The sequence below is a fragment of the Bradyrhizobium prioriisuperbiae genome, from assembly GCF_032397745.1.
Lineage (GTDB): Bacteria > Pseudomonadota > Alphaproteobacteria > Rhizobiales > Xanthobacteraceae > Bradyrhizobium_A > Bradyrhizobium_A prioriisuperbiae.
The window spans coordinates 467,584-484,634 of the sequence record NZ_CP135921.1 but is presented as its reverse complement, the minus strand read 5'-3'; the positions used below and the strand labels follow the sequence as shown (position 1 = coordinate 484,634).

Genomic DNA, 17,051 nt, shown 5'->3' with positions numbered 1-17,051 from the left:
AGGGCGATCGAGGCCATGGCGGCGCGGTTCGGTAACCGGCTGGTAACGTCGCAGGCCGTGCGCGAGCAGCACGGCCACACCACCACCTGGCTGGCCAACCAGCCACCGGACGCGGTGGTGATGGCGCAGGAGACCGTGGACATCCAGGATGTGGTGCGGATCTGCGGGCCGCTCGGCGTCCCGGTGATCGCATTCGGCACCGGCACGTCGCTGGAAGGCCAGGTCAATGCGCCGGCCGGCGGCGTCTGCATTGACCTGAGGGACATGAACAACATTCTTGCGGTGCATCCGGAGGATCTGGATTGCGTGATCCAGCCCGGCGTCACCCGCAAGGCGCTCAATGAGTACATCCGTGACCAGGGCCTGTTCTTCCCGATTGATCCGGGTGCCGACGCGTCGCTCGGCGGCATGGCCTCGACACGCGCGTCCGGCACCAACGCGGTGCGCTACGGCACCATTCGCGAGAACGTGCTGGCGCTGAAGGTCGTGCGCGGCGACGGCGAGATCATCACCACCGGCACCCGCGCCAAAAAGTCCTCGGCCGGTTATGACCTGACCCATCTGTTCATCGGCGCCGAAGGCACGCTGGGCATCATCAGCGAACTGACCATCAAGCTGCGCGGCATTCCCGAAACCATCGCCGCGGCGGCCTGCTCGTTCACGAGCGTGGAGGGAGCCTGCAAGGCGACCATCATGGCGATCCAGACCGGCATTCCGGTGGCGCGGATCGAGCTTCTGAACCAGGCCCAGGTCAGGGCCAGCAACGCCTATTCGAAACTGTCGCTGCCGGAGACGCCGCTGTTGCTGCTGGAATTCCACGGCAGCGAGGGCGAAGTCGCGGCGCAATCGGAGCTGTTCGGCGAGATCGCCAGGGAGTGCGGCGGCGGGTCGTTCGAATGGACCACACGGCCGGAGGAGCGCACCCGGCTGTGGCAAGCGCGGCATGACGCCTATTGGGCGGTGCGGGGCTTGCGCCCCGGCGGCGGCATCGTCGCCACCGACGTCTGCGTGCCGATCTCGCGGCTGGCCGACTGTGTGGTGGAAACCGAAGAAGACCTGATCCGGCTCGGCCTGCTGTCGCCGATTGTCGGCCATGTCGGCGATGGCAATTTCCATTGCTCGCTTTTGGCCGACACCGACAATCCGGACGAAATGGCGCGTGCGGAGGAATTCATGCATCGCCTGGTGGAGCGGGCGCAGGGCATGGGCGGCACCTGCACCGGCGAGCACGGCGTCGGCCAGGGCAAGCAGAAATACCTGCTCGGCGAACTCGGCCCCGAGGCGCTCGACGCCATGCGCGCGGTGAAGCAGGCGCTGGACCCGCACAACATCTTCAATCCCGGGAAGATCGTGCCAGCGGCTTGAGCGGCGCGCAAGGACTGCCATGCCAAGTGCAATTGTTCTCGGCGCCGGAATGGCGGGTGTTGCGGCGGCCCTGCAATTGCAAAGCCGCGGCTGGTCGGTCGCGTTGGTCGATCGCCAGGCGCCGGGCCGCGCGACCAGCTACGGCAATGCCGGCTTCATCCAGAGCGAAGCAGTCGAGCCCTATCCGATGCCGCGGGACCTCGCCTCGCTGATCGCGATTGCGACAGGGCGCTCCAACGACGTTCACTACAATCTGGCGACGCTGCCGCGGCATATCGGGTCGCTGTTGCAATACTGGTGGTTTTCCGCCCCGCAGCGTTATGCGGCGATCGTTTCAGCCTATGCCGGGATCATCGCCCATGCGGCGCCCGAGCACGAGACGCTGATGAATGCGTCCGGTGTCGCGAACCTGGTTCGCCGTGACGGCTTTCGCATCCTGCTGCGGTCGCAGGCGACGATGGATTTCGTCGCCGCCCGCGCCGAGCGTCTCAGGGTTAAGCATGGCGTGCGCTCCCGGCTGTTGTCGGCGGCGGAGCTGGCGCAGGCCGAGCCCGGCTTGAGAGACACCGGGATCGGCGCGCTGCACTGGCTCGACACCTGGACCGCAAAAGATCCTGGCGGCGTGGTCGGCGCCTATGCCGATCTGTTCGTCCGATCGGGGGGTAATTTTGTTCATGGCGATGCGGCCAGCCTGCGGCCGTCGCCCGGTGGCGGCTGGAGCGTCGCGACGGAGAACGGCACCATCGCGGCCGAGCACGCCGTGGTGGCGTTGGGGCCGTGGTCGCCGGAGTTGCTGCGAAAATTCGGCTATCGGTTTCCGATGGTGCGCAAGCGGGGGTATCACCGGCATTTTCGCGGCGGCACCGGACTCGACTTGCCGCTGATGGATTCCGGCTTTGGTTATGTGCTGGCGCCGATGGCGATGGGTCTGCGCATCACCACGGGCGCCGAACTCACCGGCCCGGGGGCGTCGATGCGTCCGGTGCAGTTGGGGCGGGCAGAGCAGGCAGCGCGCGGCCTGCTCGATCTCGGCACGCCGGTGGAGCAGCAGCCCTGGTCCGGCACCCGGCCCTGTATGCCCGACATGCTCCCCGTGGTCGGTCCGGCCTCCCGGCACGCCGGGTTGTGGATGCATTTCGGTCATGGGCATCAAGGTTTCACGCTGGGGCCGGCCACCGGGCGTTTGCTGGCGGAGATGATGGTGGGGGAAACGCCGTTCGTCGACCCGGCTCCGTTCCGGCCCGACCGTTATTGAGGGCAGGACTCTTGAGGGGCAGGACTATTGAGAGGTTGGGCGCGCAAAACGCCGCTGTGACTTCGCCACACTTGTTCCTGTATAATGGGGTTCCGCGACGACTCGCGCGCGAGGGATTTTTGCAGCCTTTTTAAGGGGACCCCGTGCAGACCACGCTGCTCGGACTGGCGATTGCCTTCATTCTCGCGCTGGTGGCCGCGCTGGTCGGTCCGCATTTTGTCGACTGGAACCAGTTCCGGCCGCAGTTCGAGGCCGAGGCGACGCGCGTGATCGGCGCTCCGGTGCGGGTCGGCGGCCAGCTCGATGCCCGGCTGCTGCCGACGCCGTCCTTGCGGCTGCGGGCGGTTGCGGTCGGCAACACGGCCGGTGCGAGCACGGTCGGGGCCGACAAACTCGACGTTGATTTCAGCCTGAGCTCCCTGATGCGTGGCGAATGGCGGGCCACAGAGCTGACGCTCAATGGGCTCAACCTCGATCTCAGCCTCAATGATCGCGGCCGGCTGATCTGGCCGTTCAAGGGCGGCAGCTTCGATTTCGGTTCGCTGGCGATTGATCGGGTGAATCTCACCGGTCGGATCGCGCTGCATGATGCGGCAAGCCGGTCGACCATCACGCTTGATGATATCGCGTTCGGCGGCGACGTCCGTGCCCTCGCAGGGGCCGCGCGCGGCGACGGCAATTTTCGTTACGACGGCGTGCGTTATCCGTTCCGCTTCAGCTCTGGCGCCAGCTCCGACGGGGCGGGTACGCGGCTGCATCTCAACATTGATCCGGGCCAGCGGCCGTTCGGGCTCGATCTTGATGGTGTCATCAGCACCCAGGCACAGGTGCCGCGCTTCGAGGGGACGCTCACGCTCGCCCGCGCCATCGCGTTGCGTGGCACCGACTCCAGCGGCAACCTGCTGCAAACGCCTTGGAAGGTGTCGACCAAGGTCCGGGCGGATCCGGCTGCAGCCAAGTTCGAGCAGCTTGAGGCCGTGTATGGCGCCGACGATGTCGGGCTGAAACTGTCCGGCTCCGCCGACATGGCGTTCGGCGCCACGCCGTCGCTGCGCGCCACGCTGGCGGCGCGCCAGCTGGATGCGGACCGGCTGCTGGCGAAGGAGACCGCGACCACCGAGCCGACACGGCTGCTGCCGGGGTTACGCGGCCTCGTCTCGTCAGTGCCGACGCCGCCGTTCGCAACCCGCCTTGCTGTCGAAGCCGACAGCGTCACCCTCGGTGGCCGTCCGGTGCAGAATATTGCAGCGGAGTTCAGTGGCGATGCCGACGGCTGGATCATCGATCAGCTGCAGGGGCGTGCGCCGGGCGCAACCCAGGTCGCGCTGGCCGGGCGGCTTGCGCCGGGCACGGACTTCAAGGGCGATCTGAAAGTGGAGTCGACCGATCCCGATGGGCTCGTAACCTGGTTGCGCGGTCGCAGTGATCCGTCGCTGCGCTTGCAGGGTCCGCTCCGGATCGCCGGAAATCTGAGCGTGGCGCCGGATCGGATCGCGCTGGATGGCATCAAGGCCACCGTCGAAGGCGATGCGATCGAGGGGCGGCTCGCGGTGTCCGACGGCACCAGCGACAAGGCATCCGACAAGTCCTTGAAGCTTGATGTCGGTGTGAAGGCGGCACGTGCCAATCTTGACGCGCTGGCGGTTTTTGCCCGCGCCTTTGCGGGACCGCAGGCCGAATGGCCCGATGAAGTTCAGCTCTCTCTCGACATCGGCCGTGGCACCATGGGTGGACAGGAGGTCGCGCCGCTGCTGGCCGAACTCGGTTATGGACCGGCAGCGTTCAACCTCACCAGCCTGAAACTTGGCGGCACCGGTGGTGTGACCGTGGACGGCAGCGGAGCATTTGACCGCACCGCCAGCACCGGCAAACTCGGCCTGAAGGCGCATGCGGCCTCGCTGTCGCAGATCACCGCGGCACTGGCGCCGATGCTGCCCGCGGGACTCGCAGCGCGGTTGAATGCGTTGCCGGCGGCACCCGCGGGCGCTCAGGGCATGAGCAAGCTGAAATTCTCTGTTGCACTCGATCGCATGGACACGACCGATCGCGCCAAAACGGACAGCAAGGCCGAGGCCAAGTCGGATTCCTCCAAATCGGATCGCCCCAAGGCGGATCGCGCCGGAGGCCATGTTGCCAATGTCCTGGCGACGCTTGAGGTCGACAGCCCGCAGCTCAAGGGCACCACCCGCGCTTCGGCGCAGTCGACGCTCGCCGCCCTGCAACATTTCGATCTCGATGCGCTCGCAAAAGGCGAGATCAATGTCGACAGCAAGCTTGCCGCCGATCAGGGGCGCATACTGCTGGCACTGCTCGGCCTCGATCGCGCGCTGGCGGCCGGCGACGGTGCGGCCCAGTTCGAGGCCACCGCCACCGGCATCTGGAAGGCGCCGCTGCGGTTCAAGGCAAAACTCGCCGGCACCAATCTCGATGCCGACGCGCAGGGCACGGCGAATCCCTGGGCGGACGATCCCAGCGTTTCGGTCACCCTCGCGGCGCGCAAGATCGACCTTGCGCCGGCGTTAGATCTGCCGCCGGGACGGTTGCCTGCCTTAACCATCAGTTTGTCGTCGCGGCTGGACGTCGCCGGGCCGCGACTGACGTTCAGCGATATCGACAGCACCGTGGCCGGCTCGCGGGTACGCGGCCGGCTTGCGCTGACGCGGGGCGATGAGCCGGCCTTCTCCGGCGAACTCGGCATGGATGCGCTCGATCTCGGCGCGCTGTTCGGCCTTGCGATCGGCGCCACCGGCCATGCCGCCGATGAGCCGCTTGGCCGAGGCCCGTTGCAGGGCGCACGCGGCGAACTGGCATTTCAGGCGTTGCGGGGCGTGCTGCCCGGTGGTCTCGAGCTCAAGCCCGTGAGCGGCACGCTGAAGGGCAATGGTGCGTCGCTGACGCTGAATGGCGTCAAGGGCTCGCTCGGCGGCGGCAGTGCGACTGCCGACCTGACCACGACCAATGGCCGCGACGGATTTGCTGTCGATGCGCGCGTGCAATTGTCCGGCGTCGACGGCCAGGCATTGAGCTATCGCGGGCTGGCGCTGCCGGCCGGGAAGACGTCGCTGCAGATGGCACTGTCCACCCGTGGCCGCAGCGCTGGCGTGCTGGCCGGTGCGCTGTCCGGCAGCGGCACGCTGTCGATGGAGAATGCGCAGATCAGCGGCCTCGATCCCCGCGCGTTCGAGGTGGCGATTGCAGCGAGCGATGCCGGGCGGGTGGCCGATGATCGCAGGCTGCGCGACCTGATCGCGCCGGTGCTTGCCTCGGCGCCGTTGCCGGTCGCGTCGGTGCAGATTCCGTTCAACATCCGCGACGGCAGCTTGCGGGTGACCTCCACCACGCTTGAGGCCGACGGGGCTCGGGCCGTCGTCTCCGGTGGCTACGATATCACGGCGGACCAGGCGGATTTGCGCGCGAGCCTGGTGTCGACCAGGATCGGCACCGACACCAGCCGGCCGGAGATCCAGATCTTCGCTCATGGGCCGCCGGATCGCCTCAACCGCACCATTGACGTGACATCGCTGTCGTCATGGCTCGCGGTGCGGGCGATCGATCGCGAGACACGGCGGCTTGATGCGCTGGAACGCGGCGAGCCGCTGCCGCCTGCGGCCCCAACGCTGCCACCACCGACGACGGCGGCGATCCCGCCGCCCACGGCCGTCAATCCTCCGGCGGCTGTGGAGCCTGTGCCCGATGCCGGTGCATTGCCGCCGCCCGGCGTGCCGGTGCCTGGCCGTGATCAGCGGCGGCGCGAGCCAAAAGCGAAGGCCAGTCCTGTCGTGACAGTGCCCCCGGCGCCGGCCCTGCCGTCGCCCGCACCGCCACAGGCGTCGAATGGTGTGCCCTCCGTGGCCGCGCCGGCGCTGGAACCGTTGCCGCCGCCGATTGAGGTGCGCCCCGCGCCCGGCATGGCAAAGCCGCGCGCACGCGCCCCGCTGGTGCTGACGCCGCCGGTGCAGAACTGAGCGATTGCCGCTCGCCGCCATTGGAGACTGGGATGACGAAAAATACCTTGCACGGCCGCGTTGCCCTGGTGACCGGAGGTTCTCGCGGCATCGGCGCAGCGATTGCGCGGGCGCTGGCCGCCGCGGGTGCTGCCGTTGCCATCAACTATCGCGAGCGTGTCAGTGATGCGGATGGTCTGGTCAAGGCCATCGTCGATGCCGGTGGTCGCGCCATGGCGATCCCTGCGGACGTCTCGGATGCCAGCGCCGTGGCCGGGATGGCCGCAGCGGTGAACGCGCAACTCGGACCGATCGATATTCTCATCAATAATGCCGGCGTTGCCATCACCCGCGGCATTGACGATCTCACCGAGGCCGATTTCGATCAGACTATCGCGGTCAATCTGAAGTCGGTCTTTCTCTGCACCCAGGCCGTCCTGCCGACGATGCGGGCGGCGAAATGGGGACGCATCGTCAATATCTCTTCCGGAGCCGCCCGCGGAGCGGGCTCAATTGGACCGCACTACAATGCATCCAAAGCCGGAATCGAGGGGCTGACGCGCGGTTACGCTGCCCGTCTGGTGAAGGAGGGCGTCACCGTCAATGCGGTTGCGCCCTCTCTGATCGAAACCGACATGATGCACGGGCAGGAGAGCCTCGTCAGCCGCATCCCGCTGGGGCGCTTTGGCGCGGCCGACGAGGTGGCGGGTGCCGTCATGCTGCTGATCGACAATGCCTATATGACCGGCCAGACCGTCGCGATGAGCGGCGGCATGGCCTTCAACTAGATCACGATCCAGCGTCCGGCACGCCTCACTATGACGCGACCTCGCCGTCGTGGACATTGAGGTCCACGCCCTGCGGATCCCTGATCGTGGACACCGCGATCAGGGAGATCACCGAGAGCACCGCGATATAGGCGCCCACACGCCAGGATTCGCCGTAAGTGCCGATGATCCATTGCGCGATCGCCGGTGCGAAGGCGCCGCCGAGGATGGCGCCGAGCGCATAGCCGACTGAGACGCCGGAATAACGAATCCTGGCCGGAAACAATTCGGCGTACAGCGCCGCTTGTGGTCCATAGGACAGGCCGAGCCCGATCGTCAGGCCGAACGCGCCGACAAAGAACAGCGCGATGCTTTTCGAGTCGATCAGGAACCACATCGGGATCGCCCACAGCGCCATAATGACGAACCCGATCTGGAAGGTGCGCACCCGCCCGATCCAGTCACCCATCAGCCCGCCGAGCAGCGTGAATGCGAACCAGCCGAATGCCGCCAGGGTTGAGACCAGCAGGATCTGGTCCGACGGCAGCTTCAGCGTATTGAGGCCGTAGCTGATGATGAAGGCGATCAGGATATAGCCGGCAGCGTTGTTGGCCATGAAGATCAGCGCGGTGCGCAGGATCTCCTTGCTGTGGCCGCGGAACAGGTCGCGCAGCGGCGCGGAGGATTCCTTGCGGCGCTGATGCATGGCCCGGAATACGGGCGACTCCTCCACGGTGCGCCGGATCACCGCACCGACAATGATCAGCGCGATCGAGACCAGGAACGGAATTCGCCAGCCCCATTCGGTCATCGCCTGCTTGCCGAGCAGCGTGGTCAAGATCCACAGCACGCCGGTCGCGAGGATCATGCCCAGCGGCGTGCCGATCTGCGGGAATGCTCCGAAGAAGCTGCGTCGGCCGCGCGGCGCATACTCCACCGACATCAGCGCCGCGCCACCCCATTCGCCGCCGGCGGAGAAGCCCTGCAGGATGCGCAGCAGCACCAGCAGCACGGGCGCCCAGGCGCCGATCTGCGCATAGGTCGGCAGCAGGCCGACCAGTGCTGTGGCCACGCCCATCAGCACCAGTGTCATCACCAGCACGCCGCGGCGGCCGAACCGGTCGCCCATATGGCCGCAGACGATTGCACCGAGCGGCCGGAACAGGAACGAGAGCCCGATGGTCGCGAACGACAGGATTTGCGCCAGCAACGGATTGTTTTGGACCATTGGAGCGAAGAACAGCGGACCGAACACCAGGCCTGCGGCTTGGGCGTAGACGAAGAAATCGTACCATTCGATGGTGGTGCCGACGAGCGTCGCGGTCAGGACTTTCTTTTCATCCCAGCTGATGGTGGGGGCGGCGTCGGCCGCAGCGGAGGAGGGTGTCGACATGAAAGCCTTCAGAAAGAGGTGGTGGATGTGTCGGGCAACGCGCGCTCGAGCGCGCCCTCGCGCGGACGGCAGCGATCGGCGATGCCGTCACTCCGCTGTTTGGCGGTGATGTCTAGACCGGAGGGAATGGCGGGATGGTCATGGCGTTTGTCCCTTCGCTGCCTTGCGCGTGTTCTTGTTGAGGTGGCAGAGGCCCATGCGCCGCCTTGGCGGGCGCAGGTCATGGACGGGCAGTCGCCGACGAAATCGATCGAGAGCCACTTGCCTGACCGCCAAGGTAACGCCATCCTGCGGCCAAGCAAACACCAGAAAATGATAATGGGGGAAACAATGAAATCTTTTGATCGTGCCTTGACGGCTCTGGCGCTGACCACAGCGGTTGTTCTCGGTAGTTCTCTGTTAAGCGCACCTGTGCAGGCGCAGCAATCCACGGCACCGGTCAAGATTGGCGTGCTGTCGGATTTCACCTCGGTCTATTCGGACATCGGCGGCACGGGCAATGTCGAAGCTACCAAGATGGCGATCGAGGATTTCAAGTCCACGGTGCTGGGACGGCCGATTGGGCTTCTCACCGCCGACGCGCAGAACAAGGCCGACATCGCCGCTGCCATCACCCGGAAATGGTATGAGAGCGAAGGCGTCGACATGATCATCGACATGCCGACCTCGGCCACCGCACTGGCCGGCATGGAGATGTCGAAGCGCTATGAGAAGATCATGATTGTCACCGATGCCGCGAGTTCGGACATCACCGGCAAGTCATGCTCGCCCTACACCGCGCACTGGACCTACGACACCTATGCCAACGCCAAAACCGTCGGCGGTGCCATCGTCAAGCAGGGCGGCGACAGCTGGTTCTTCATCACCGCCGACTATCTGTTCGGTCACTCGATCGAACGCGACACCGGCGAGGTGGTGAGGGTGGCCGGTGGCAAGGTGCTCGGCAGTGCGCGAGCGCCACTCAACACCGCGGACTTCTCGTCGTTCCTGCTGCAGGCGCAGGCCTCGAAGGCGAAAATCATCGGTCTCGCCAACGGCGGCGGCGACACCATCAACACCATCAAGCAGGCCTCGGAATTCGGCATCGTCGCCGGCGGTCAGAACCTGGCCGGCATCGTGATGTTCATTTCCGACATCCACAGCCTGGGCTTGAAGATCGCGCAGGGCCTCATCATCACCGAAGCGTTTTACTGGGATCAGAACGAACGCACCCGCGCCTTCGGCAAACGGTTCTTCGACCGCATGAAGCGCATGCCGACCATGAATCAGGCGGCCACCTACAGCGGCACGCTGCATTATCTCAAAGCCGTCCAGGCCGCGGGGACCACCGACACCAAGGCGGTGCTGGCGAAGATGCGTGAGATGCCGGTGCGGGATGCTTTCACCGAGAACGGCGTGCTGCGCGAGGACGGTCGCATGGTCCACAGCATGCTGCTGCTGGAGGTGAAGAAGCCCGAAGAGTCGAAGGGGTCATGGGATTATTACAAGATTCTCGCGGAGGTGCCCGGAGAGCAGGCGTTTCGGCCGCTAAAGGACGGCGGCTGCCCGTTGATCAAATAGTCCGATCAGCGCCAGACACGAACCCAGTCGACGTCCGTAATCTCCGAGTTCCAGGCGGCCAGGGTTTGCGCCGATAAAACGATGGTCATCGGCTGGGTATTGCAGACGGAGAACGAGTGTCTGTAGGTCGACACCTGCACGTTGTCCATGTACCAGGTGACGACTCCCTTGCGCCAGAGCACGCCAAACGTGTGCCAGTTTCCGTCGATCGGGTTGTTGGGTATGTTGTTGAGGTGGTTGGGATTCTGCGTGTTCTGCATGGTCCCGCCGCTCGGCTGATACCAGGAGTGAATTGTCGTGTTGAGCATGTAGGGGCCGAACATCTCGGCGACGTCGATTTCGCACCACGACTTGTTGCCGTTCGCGTCAGAGACTCGGTCTTCAATGGCGGGCTTGGAGAGCAGCCAGAACGCGCCCCAGTTGTACCCGACGTTGGCGTCTGTGCCAGGCAGAAAGCGCATCCGGGCCTCGAAATATCCGAACAGGTAGTCGGGGCCATAGGCTGCGGTGTTCACCGGGTGGTTGACCAGGTGAGTGTTTGGCAAATAGCCAGGTGTTGTCATCCGCACAACGCCGCCTTCCGGCAGCATGACTGATGTCCCAACGGCTGGAGGGAAGAACCAGAAGTTGTTCCACCAGCGCCGTGTGGTGGCCGCCGGGGTGAAGGTATCCGTTGAAAAGTCCTCGTTGAAGACGAGGGTACTGTATCCGTAGGCCGATGCCTGCGACGGAGCTGTCGGCGTCGTTTGCGCCAGACCTTCATGGCAGCCCAGAAGGCAGAGTGACACGGCTGCGATGATGCGAACGTTTACACGAATCTTCGACATGTTGATGCCTGCAATTCATGATCTGCGATTCATTATGCAATTCATCGGCCGGCGCCACTGCGGGGATTCGATGACGGCGGTCTGAAATGCAATCCGTTAATCTAGACGGGCTGATCGCAACTGAGATCAGCACTTTTGCGAAGGCGCGTCAGTTACGCGTTACCCGTGCTGCCGGTGGTCGTGCGTAAGCACGGATCTGTCGGCTCGTCCCATTAAGCTTGCCGAATATGCAGTCGCTCGGGCGCCAAGCGCAATAGACATTGCGCCGAAGGCGCGTATTTTGACTTCAGAGAGGTGGATGCCTGAGTCGCGATGCAAGCAGCAAATCGCCTTGTTTTTGAGCAGGATCACGCGTCGGTGCGGACCAATCCCGGAGCTTATGGATACCGTCGATCCATTCTCTTCACCAATCGTGCCATCGGCGACAATCCGACCGCAGAACGAGAGTCCGACAACAGACAGCGAGACAGGCCATGGTGAAACCGTTTCCGTCGAAGACCCATATCGGTAATCATGCACTGCATCCGGAAACACTGATGCTGAACTACGGCTACGATCCGCAGTTGTCGGAAGGGGCCGTCAAGCCGCCGGTGTTTCTGACCTCGACCTTCGTTTTTCGGACCGCTGAAGATGGGCAGGACTTCTTCGACTTCGTGTCGGGGCGGCGCGAGCCGCCCGCCGGAATGGGCGCCGGCCTTGTCTACTCGCGCTTCAACCATCCCAACAGCGAGATCGTCGAGGATCGGCTCGCCATTTATGAGCGCACCGAGAATTGCGCGCTGTTCTCGTCAGGCATGTCGGCGATCGCGACAACGATTCTCGCATTCGCACGTCCGGGTGACGTCATCCTGCACTCACAGCCGCTGTATGGTGGAACGGAGACGCTCTTCGCCAAGACGCTTGCTGGTCTCTCCATCGGTGCCGTGGGCTTTGCCGACGGCATTGACGAACCCGTGGTCCGGCTGGCGGCGGAGGACGCGATGCGCCGGGGGCGGGTGTCCATGATCTTCATCGAAACCCCCGCCAATCCCACCAATGGTCTCGTCGACATCGCGATGGTTCGCCGCATCGCCGACATGATCGGTCGGGCCCAGGGGCACACGCCGATCATTGCCTGCGACAATACGCTGCTTGGTCCGGTCTTTCAGCGGCCGATCGAACACGGTGCGGATCTGTCGCTGTACTCGCTGACGAAGTATGTCGGCGGTCACTCGGACTTGATCGCGGGCGCGGCGCTCGGCTCGAAAACCCTGATGAAGGACGTCAAGGCGCTGCGCGGCGCCATCGGCACCCAGCTGGATCCGCATTCCTGCTGGATGATCAGCCGCTCGCTCGAAACCCTGAGCATCCGCATGCACAGAGCCGATGAGAATGCCCGGCTGGTGGCGGATTTCCTGCGCGACCAGCCCAAGGTGGCGAAGGTCCACTATCTTGCGCATCATGATCCGGCCTCTGCCGCCGGCCGGCTGTTTGCAAGGCAATGCACCGGTGCGGGCTCCACCTTCTCGTTCGACATTGTCGGCGGCCAGCCCGCCGCATTCCGCTTCTTGAACGCGCTGCAGATCTTCAAGCTGGCGGTGAGCCTGGGCGGCACCGAGTCGCTGGCCAGCCTGCCTGCCAGCATGACCCATTCCGGCGTTCCGGCTGACCTTCGCCAAAGCATCGGCGTGCTCGATTCCACGATCAGGTTGTCGATCGGCATCGAACATCCGTCCGACCTGATCGCTGACATCGGGCAGGCGTTAAATGTAGCGTAGCGCGGCAGATACGGACCGCGCCCCTGAACTGCGCCGCAAGTTCAGCCCTTCGACACGTGAACGTCCGGCGTGCGCCCCGAGCTCCACCGGCCGCCGATCGCGCGCTCGATCTGCGCCGCCAGCTGCAGCAACAGTCCGTCGTTGCCCTGCTTGGCCTGTGCCTGGATGCCGAGCGGCAGCCCGTGCTCGTTTACGGCCAGCGGCAGTGAGATTCCGGGAATGCCGCAGAGATTGGCGAGCGGCGTGAAGGCGAAGTTGCGCCAGAGATTGCCGAACCAGTCCAGCACCGACGGATTGTCGCTGATGGTCAGGTACTCCGTGGTGCCGATCTTTGGTGTCGGCAGCGCGGTGATCGGCGTCAGGATGATGTCCCAGTCCTCGAAAAATGCGCCGAAGCCGCGCGAGGTTGTATTGAACATCGCTTGCATCCGTGCGCGCTCGGCGAAGGTCGTGTGTCGGCCGGCGTCCCAGATCCGGATGTTGATGGGTTCGACGAGATCCGCCGGCGGCCGCTCCAGCCCGCGCGCGGCGAGCATGTTGCCGATGACCACGGCGAAATTGCTGATGTAGCAGGTGGTCTGCGCGGCGAACGCGGCGTTAAAATCGGCGGCCGGCAGGGCGTAATCCACATGATGGCCGAGGCCCTCGAGGAACCGGCCCACGCGTTCGAGCTCGGCCGCGATATGCGGTGTGGCGCGATAGTCGCCCCACTGGTGCGAGAGAGCGATCTTGAGCCGGCTCGGGTCGCGCGTGATGAGCTGTGTGTAGGGCTCCGGCGGGGTCCAGAACGGCATGAATTCGCCGGGTCCGGGGCCCCGGCAGGCATCAACAAAAGCCGCGGTGTCGCGCACCGAGCGCGACTGGCAGCCCTGGATCGAGACCAGGCCCGTCAGGTCCGATAAATGCGGTGCCAGCGAGAACACGCCGCGCGACACCTTGAGCCCGATGTTGCCGTTGACGCCGGCGGGAATGCGGATCGAGCCGCCGCCGTCCGTCGCATGCGCGATCGGCACCACGCCGGCGGCGACCATCGCGGCGCTCCCGGCAGAGGAGCCGCATGTGGTGTAGTCGGTGTTCCAGGGATTGCGCGTGACGTAGACCGCGGGATTCTCGGCCGAGCTGCAGACCCCGAACTCCGGCGTGGTCGTGCGTCCGATCAGGTTGAGCCCCGCTTTGCGCATTTGCGAGGTCAGGAAGGTATCGGCCGTTGCGCGATTGCCGCGCATCAGCAACGAACCCATTTCCTGCAGGCGGCCTTTCAGTGTGGGGCCGAGGTCCTTCATCAGGAACGGCAGACCGGCAAAGGGGCCCGCGAGGTCCGTTCCGTCGATCGCCGGATCAGTGACCGCGTCCTCGAACACCTCGACTACACCGGACAGCGCGCCGTTGACCTTGGCGATGCCGGCGGCTGCTTGGGTCGACAACTCGGCGGCGGTCAATTCTCCCTTCTTCACCCGCGCGGCGAGCGCCAGCCCGTCGTGCTCAGCCCATTCATCCCAGCTCATCGGTAAAGTCATCAGATCCATTCCCTTGATGTGGCCTGGACTGTAGTTCAGCAATGTTCGGGGTCAAGAACGCAGCCGCAATGATGAGGATGGATAATGCTGGGCGAGCGATGGCGGCTCCTGTTATTCACCATCCCCACACCATGCCGGCCGCGATCGAGGGACAACAATGGCCCTCGTGTTGCAAAGGCCCCCCGGCAATTGCATAGTGGGTCCGATAAATTTGTCTGGCTTGTCTTGAAGGAAATGAATGATGGCGGAAGCCGATCTGGATGTCTTGATCCGGCAGATTGCGAAACAGCAAAACAAGACCCTCCTTGCCGCCGCCAAGACGCGGCGGGCTCATTACGTGGCCCTTGCCGCCAAGGCCAAGAATGCCGAGACCAGGGAGCGCTACAAGCAGCTTGCAAAGGACACGCTGGAGCAGGGCACCGCGGCTGCCAGGCGATTGCAGATCTCCGCCGACAACGCAGCCGACAGCTACGCGCGCTCCATGCGAATGGCAGCGGAAGCCATTTCTGCCAAGGTAGCGGCTGACAAGGCGGCTGCCGACAAGGCTCAGGCTGCGTCCGTCGAGAACGCGGATAAAAAGAAGGCGCCCAAAGCGAGCAAGACCCCGGCGAAGAAGCCCAAGAAAGCTTTGGCCAAGAAAGCTTCGCCCAAAAAATCTTCATCCAAATCTTCATCCAAGAAGGCTTGAGGCCAACCGGCAGCAGGCGCCTGGGTGCGCCCAATGGGTCCGCGCAGGCGCGGCTCCGTTGGCTGACCCGGGTCGCGCCGGGGCCAGGCATTTCGCCCGAATCGCGCGCGTTATTTCCAGATCCGAACCCAGTCGACCTCGGCGGTCTGTGGATCCTCAGCCAGGCTTTGCACGGACAGGACAGGCGTCATCGGCTGCGTGTCGCAGACCGGATACGAATGCGTGTAGGTCGTCACCTGGACATCGTCCATATACCAGGTCACGACGCCCGGTTGCCACAGCAAGCCGAAAGTGTGCCAGTTGCCGTCGATCGGATCGCCGCTGACGACATTGAGATGGACGGGATTGAACGTATCCTGCGGCGTACCACCGCTCGGTTGGTGCCAGGAGTGGATCGTCGTATTGAGCAGGCCATGGCGGTACATCTCCGCCACGTCGATCTCGCACCACGTCTTGCTGCCGTCTGCATTGGACACGTTGTTTTCGATCGCTGGCTTGGAGAACAGCCAGAATGCGCCCCAGCTGTTCGCGACATCCGCGTTTGTGCCAGGAAGAAATCGCATCCGGGCTTCAAAATAGCCGAACAGATAGCCATCGCCATAAGGCGCGTCGTTCACCGGGTGGTTGACCAGATGGGTATGAGGCGACGTGCCCGGCGTGGTCAGCCGCACGACGCCGCCACCGGGCAGCATTTCGATGATGCCGACAGGCGGAGGAAAGAAGTGGAAGCTCTCCCACCACAGCCTGGTGGTGGCTGCGGACGTGAAGCTGTCGACTGAAAATTCGTCGTTGAAAGCCAGGGTTTGGAATCCGGCGGCAACCGCCTGCGGCGGAGGCTCCGGCGCTTGTGCAAGACCTTGTCCGCAAACGCTGAGGCCGGCAGACATCATGACGATGCGGAGAATGTTGATTCTCATGCCTGGCATGTCGATATCCTCGACGCCGCTGTGATCCGCGCGATCAGCTAGTCAACGCTGATCTGATAGCTCAGAACGTGTCTCGCGCCGGGGGCAATCAGCATCAGGCCCGGCTTGTCGATAAACTCGCCGTCGAAATCCCTGGGGCTGGCGACGCCGTGCCAGGGTTCGAGGCACAGGAACGGCGCGCCTCCGGGCTTCGACCAGATGCCGAACTCCCGAAAACCTTGCCACGCCATCTCGATCGAGGGGCCACGATCGGCCGCGTAGCGGACGCTCGTGCTTGCGGGACGATCCAGGATGACGGCATCGTCGTCGAAAAGCCGTTCCGAGAGGGCAAGGATGTTGCCGTGAATGGGATTGGGTTCCGGTGTCGCGCGCAGCAGGCCGTCGGTCAGGCGGCGGATCGGCGCTTTCTCCATGTCGGAAAACGTCAGCCGGTAGGCCTCTTTGTCCAGCTCCGGAAGCAACGGCCAGTTGAACGCCGGATGGCCACCGACCGACGCGGGCAGCACCTCGTCGCCGGGATTGCTGACTTCGAAGGACACGTTCAGAGTTCTGTCGTTCAGCGCATATGTCACAGTCAGGCGAAACGCAAAAGGATAACGCGAGCGGGTATCCGCATCGTCGGTGAGAACAAGTGTGCAGGATGACGGCCCGCGCTCCGTCCAGTCGAAGCGTCGGTCGCGCGCGAAGCCATGCTGCGTCATCGGATACGCACGACCCCGATGCCGCAGCTCATCACCCTTCAGCCGGCCCACGATCGGAAACAGGATCGGCGCATGGCGCCGCCAGGCGGGACCTGCCTGCCACAGCAATTCAATTTCCCGTGTGTTGCGCAACGATCGCAGTTCGGCGCCGTGAGCGGCAATGATCGCGGATATCCCGCTGCCGCACAGCGTGTGGCTGTCCGGGTTCAGATCCTGGTTCTGGGTTGGGCTCACGTTGTGGTCTACATGCTTCCAAAAGAGGCAAAGCAAGCCGCTCGCGGGCCGCCGGCACGAACGGTAACAAAAGCGGCTCTGGAGTGAAAGCGTGCGGCATGGAGCGCTGCCGGCGCA

The 17,051-nt window shown here is 64.5% G+C and carries 12 protein-coding genes; 7 read left to right on the top strand and 5 right to left on the bottom strand.

Annotated elements, in window-relative coordinates:
• Window positions 1–15: 15 nt before the first annotated feature.
• The 4 genes from RS897_RS02270 (at window position 16) to RS897_RS02255 (ending at window position 7,352) form a co-directional block, all read left to right on the top strand.
• Window positions 16–1,365 carry an FAD-binding oxidoreductase gene (locus tag RS897_RS02270; RefSeq protein ID WP_315838490.1) on the top strand — a complete coding sequence of 450 codons (1,350 nt, stop codon included), beginning with the start codon at window positions 16–18 and terminating at the stop codon, window positions 1,363–1,365.
• Window positions 1,366–1,384: 19 nt separating this feature from the next.
• A complete protein-coding gene (locus tag RS897_RS02265; protein ID WP_315834992.1) occupies window positions 1,385–2,620 on the top strand; it encodes an NAD(P)/FAD-dependent oxidoreductase in 1,236 nt (411 codons plus the stop codon).
• A 143-nt stretch (window positions 2,621–2,763) separates the two neighbouring features.
• The gene (locus tag RS897_RS02260) at window positions 2,764–6,585 is read left to right on the top strand and encodes an AsmA family protein (RefSeq protein WP_315834991.1); all 3,822 of its coding nucleotides are present in this window, start codon (window positions 2,764–2,766) and stop codon (window positions 6,583–6,585) included.
• A 32-nt stretch (window positions 6,586–6,617) separates the two neighbouring features.
• The gene (locus RS897_RS02255) at window positions 6,618–7,352 is read left to right on the top strand and encodes an SDR family NAD(P)-dependent oxidoreductase (protein ID WP_315834990.1); all 735 of its coding nucleotides are present in this window, start codon (window positions 6,618–6,620) and stop codon (window positions 7,350–7,352) included.
• 28 nt (window positions 7,353–7,380) lie between these two features.
• On the opposite strand, the gene RS897_RS02250 is transcribed toward RS897_RS02255, so the two are convergent.
• Window positions 7,381–8,724, bottom strand: coding sequence for an MFS transporter (locus tag RS897_RS02250; RefSeq protein ID WP_315834989.1), 1,344 nt, complete (start codon window positions 8,722–8,724; stop codon window positions 7,381–7,383).
• A gap of 330 nt (window positions 8,725–9,054) precedes the next feature.
• Here RS897_RS02250 and RS897_RS02245 point away from each other — a divergent pair, with 330 nt between their 5' ends.
• Window positions 9,055–10,284 (top strand): ABC transporter substrate-binding protein, encoded by a 1,230-nt coding sequence (locus tag RS897_RS02245; RefSeq protein WP_315834988.1) that lies wholly within the window; start codon window positions 9,055–9,057, stop codon window positions 10,282–10,284.
• A 5-nt stretch (window positions 10,285–10,289) separates the two neighbouring features.
• On the opposite strand, the gene RS897_RS02240 is transcribed toward RS897_RS02245, so the two are convergent.
• On the bottom strand, window positions 10,290–11,111 hold the full coding sequence (locus RS897_RS02240; protein WP_315834987.1) for a glycoside hydrolase family 16 protein: 822 nt from the start codon (window positions 11,109–11,111) through the stop codon (window positions 10,290–10,292).
• Window positions 11,112–11,584: 473 nt separating this feature from the next.
• On the opposite strand from RS897_RS02240, the gene RS897_RS02235 reads away from it, so the two are divergent.
• A complete protein-coding gene (locus tag RS897_RS02235; RefSeq protein WP_315834986.1) occupies window positions 11,585–12,868 on the top strand; it encodes a cystathionine gamma-synthase family protein in 1,284 nt (427 codons plus the stop codon).
• Window positions 12,869–12,909: 41 nt separating this feature from the next.
• Here the strand turns inward: RS897_RS02235 and RS897_RS02230 are convergent, their stop codons facing one another.
• Window positions 12,910–14,385 carry an amidase gene (locus RS897_RS02230; protein WP_315834985.1) on the bottom strand — a complete coding sequence of 492 codons (1,476 nt, stop codon included), beginning with the start codon at window positions 14,383–14,385 and terminating at the stop codon, window positions 12,910–12,912.
• A gap of 241 nt (window positions 14,386–14,626) precedes the next feature.
• On the opposite strand from RS897_RS02230, the gene RS897_RS02225 reads away from it, so the two are divergent.
• Window positions 14,627–15,073 (top strand): hypothetical protein, encoded by a 447-nt coding sequence (locus tag RS897_RS02225; RefSeq protein ID WP_315834984.1) that lies wholly within the window; start codon window positions 14,627–14,629, stop codon window positions 15,071–15,073.
• A 110-nt stretch (window positions 15,074–15,183) separates the two neighbouring features.
• Here RS897_RS02225 and RS897_RS02220 read toward each other — a convergent pair whose 3' ends face one another.
• Window positions 15,184–15,999, bottom strand: coding sequence for a glycoside hydrolase family 16 protein (locus tag RS897_RS02220; protein ID WP_315834983.1), 816 nt, complete (start codon window positions 15,997–15,999; stop codon window positions 15,184–15,186).
• 38 nt (window positions 16,000–16,037) lie between these two features.
• Window positions 16,038–16,910, bottom strand: coding sequence for an aldose 1-epimerase family protein (locus tag RS897_RS02215; protein ID WP_315838489.1), 873 nt, complete (start codon window positions 16,908–16,910; stop codon window positions 16,038–16,040).
• Between the last annotated feature and the right edge of the window lie 141 nt (window positions 16,911–17,051).